This window comes from Phyllobacterium sp., from assembly GCF_037994405.1.
In the GTDB taxonomy this organism is placed as follows: domain Bacteria; phylum Pseudomonadota; class Alphaproteobacteria; order Rhizobiales; family Rhizobiaceae; genus Phyllobacterium.
Window position 1 is genome coordinate 1 of the sequence record NZ_JBBNAN010000213.1, and the last position, 3,385, is coordinate 3,385.

General features: G+C 52.4%; 4 protein-coding genes. All 4 read left to right on the forward strand.

The features are described 5' to 3' along the window. A partial coding sequence (locus tag AAAC48_RS11975; RefSeq protein WP_340654389.1) for a hypothetical protein occupies positions 1-219 on the forward strand: 219 nt, incomplete at its 5' end. A gap of 568 nt (positions 220-787) precedes the next feature. Continuing rightward, positions 788-1,981, forward strand: coding sequence for an SH3 domain-containing protein (locus AAAC48_RS11980; RefSeq protein WP_340654390.1), 1,194 nt, complete (start codon positions 788-790; stop codon positions 1,979-1,981). A 98-nt stretch (positions 1,982-2,079) separates the two neighbouring features. After that, positions 2,080-2,388: a hypothetical protein gene (locus AAAC48_RS11985; RefSeq protein WP_340654391.1), complete on the forward strand. Its 309-nt coding sequence runs from the start codon at positions 2,080-2,082 to the stop codon at positions 2,386-2,388. Positions 2,389-2,427: 39 nt separating this feature from the next. Beyond that, entirely contained in the window at positions 2,428-2,886 is a 459-nt protein-coding gene (locus tag AAAC48_RS11990; protein WP_340654392.1) for a hypothetical protein, read from the forward strand. The last annotated feature ends 499 nt before the right edge of the window (positions 2,887-3,385 follow it).

The window sequence follows — 3,385 nt, forward strand, 5'->3', positions numbered from 1 at the left end:
ACATTCCCTTCGCTTTCCCATTCAAGAATGGCTTTGCGCATGTCGCTGCCGGCAACTCCGTTCGGAAACGAGTCTAAACATCTCGATTTTGCAGTGCTAAGTCGAAAGGATGGCGATCCCGGCTGGACTCGAACCAATGACCGTCAGCTTAGAAGGCCGGAAGAACCTATTGGTGATAAACGGATTTTTAGAGATTCTCACATCGATTTGACAGGCTAGAATTGGTGAAGTCTAACTCAAAATCGCAGTGAAACCTCCGTCTCCTGTTAGAGAGGATCAGTCCGATAGCGCTCGGATCAAGGTGCCAACATCAAGACATTGCAAACTGCGACCGGACGCGCTGGCCGTCATATCGAAGGATACCGAGCCTACCTCGATGTCGATGAAGAAGACATACGTGCTCGAACCTCATCCTGAGAACTTGGCGGAGGCAGCATAAACAAGAACCGCCGCTTATGGGGGGAAGAGAGCGACGGTCCTTTCTTGGGTTTGCAACCAGGAGGGGTGTCGCATAGTCCGGGCCTCGGTGGGGGCCAAAACCCACGATAAGATATCACCACTCAAACTCCGCACGACTGTGCTAATTGCCCCCCACAACGCGCCCTGGTCATCGCACGCTTAGCGCAAATATAAATAGTTCCAAAAAATCAATGCACACAGCAACTGTTTACACGCGAACACACACCCAGCTTAGCCTTTGGTTGTATTCGAGCACAAGCTGAAAAGCTTAATTGACCGTTCCAATCTGATTCAACTACAGTGATAGCAGGCTAGGGGAATTATCAAAATGAAACGGCTGAGAAGCGGCGCGCACCTGCGTGCGATGCTGTTCGGATTATTTATTGCGGGGTCGGCATCGTCTGCTGTCGCGCTGACGTTTACACCAGGAGAGACGCCTAAAGGTCTCCGATTTATTTCGGTAGGCGGAGAGTTCCTTTACGGTGAGAACCTTGCTGAGTTCACCCAGCTGGTGAACCAGATCAATGCTACCGTGGTTACGTTCAACTCACCTGGAGGTAGCCCGGTCACGGCCATGGAGCTTGGACGTCTCATTCGCATTCTTAATCTTGCAACGTATCAGCCCCGAACACTCGAATGTTCTTCAGCCTGTGCGCTTGCTTTTTTTGGCGGCACTACCCGCGTGTCCGACCCCGGCGCAATCGGAGTGCATAAATCCTCGTTTGCAAATCCGTCAAGCATGAACATCGAGGATGCCGTTTCGCAAGTGCAATACCTCACAGGATTGACTATCTCGTATATGACCGAGATGGGTGTCGATCCGGCATTGCTGCAACTGTCCTTGCAATACGAGAAAGACGACATCCGCTACCTCTCCGGGAGTGAGATGACCAGCTATCACGTAACAACGCCGTGGCCGACTGATGATCAAACCGTTACGACCCAAAATGTGCCAGTGCCGCAAGCAGCTCCCGCACAGACACCCGACTACCCGCCCAGCTCGACGTCCGCCCTAGGTAGCACGACGCCTCAGCTGAGCGCTCAATTTGCCATACCTCTAGCCAAGACCGGCAAGGTGCGGCATCCGGAGGGTTCTGAGTTTCTCCGCTCGGAGCCTACCCAAGCCGCTGCAAAAATAGGCAAGGTCGATAATGGCGATCCAGTTAGCATCCTCAATGTTTACGACCGGTGGTACTACGTGAATGTCAAAGGCCGGACCGGCTATCTTCACCACAATTGGGTGAAGGTCGACCAATTCATCAGCATGCCGTTCAACAACCGATACATTCAGATCGCCAGCTTCGACAATTTCCCAGAGACCCAGGCCTATATTCAAAAATCGTCTATGCGGCTGACCGCTTACTATGCGACCAATCATTGGTTCGCCGTAACGTTGACCGGCACGTATCCGGCTAAGCGAGCAGCTGAAGCGCTCAAAGTGATGAAGTCCAACGGCAGCATTCCTGACGATGCGTTTATGACGGTCGGAAATACGTATGTCGGCAAGGCGTGTTGTGAGTAGCGCGATGCAACTTTGCCGATTAGCCATACCGATTTTTCGTGCGCTTCGGTGTCATTCTCAGGCTCAACGGTTTTGAGCCGCATTTTAAGCAATGTAGCTTGAGCAAAATAGCCTTCGCTAGCCCGCCGCTAGCGAGGCCAAAGGCCAAAAGCTGTCAGTTCGAGCTCGGCGTAGTGCCTGCGCGTGTTGTGACCCTCGATGAGATTCGAATAGTATCAATTCATCATCCGGACGAGGTCAGCGAGTTCTGCCGCCGATTCTGGATGGAGGCCGCGCCCCAAGTTGTCCGCCTCTCTCTGCAATTCCACCGTGAGGTCGCCAAGACGGGCGGTATGGTGGCTTGGAAGAAGCACGGCTCGATCCGAGCAGGTGTTTCATTCTTTTTTGCCGATCCTAAAAATCCATAATTGTTTGTAATATAACGATTTTAAGATGGAAAAAAGCGGATGTTTGCCGATTCTTGTTGCCGATCTTCGTTGCCGCATTTTTCCGTGGTCGGCGTGGTGGTTCGGGCAAGCAGCCGATCAAAACCCAGCATTCCCAAACGGCAATTACTCCCGATACACCTTGCCGCTATTCAAGGACAATTTCGCCGCAGAGCAGCGCTTGTGATCAATACGAGATCAACTATCATCGATGGTCGAGGCGGGAGGAAACTTACGATGACAATCACCAGGCCCCATCGACCAAGAAGCGATCATAAACGATTTGATCACTGCCAGATGGCAATCGAGGATGAACTGATCGAACTTGTCGGAAGAGCATGCGATGCCGGTTGGCATCGGGACGAAGTTCTGTCGGCAATACTGGAAATAACGGACAATCTATCGTTGGCACGGCGGGAGGACCTGGCCATCAACATTGCAATGCATGTGGCGCAATTGATGAAGAAGAGAGATGTCTGAAAGACCGGCTCCTGATGATAAGAAACCGCCAGAACCAACTGAGGACAAACGCCAACACGTCTATCTACGCGAGCGATTGGGTTATCCAGCGTACCGGAATCTCAGAAGCTTTTCTGGGAGAAGATAGTCTTGTCCAGTTACGTTGAGCCGAAAAGTCTCCCGCGCAGGTTGACGGCGACGTCGATGAGTGAAACCCCGCCCAAACCGACCTACCCTTAACCCATGGAGAAAGCCCCACAGCCGGACTGCTTGAGCACTGCTGCAGGCATGCCGGCTGCAAGGCGTGGGGGGCGTTTGGTTTCGACAAGCGCTATGGCTTCGAGTGGTACTGTGGCGAACACTAGCGGGACGTAAGAGCTGATTGTTTTCCGACCAGTGTATTTTCAGTGCCCGATACCCAGACCTATGGCTGTGATCCGCAATAACGCATGAGTGCCCGCTCATTCTGAAACTCTGCCTTCATGATGTTCTCAAAAGCGCGGATATGCCAATCAACCAC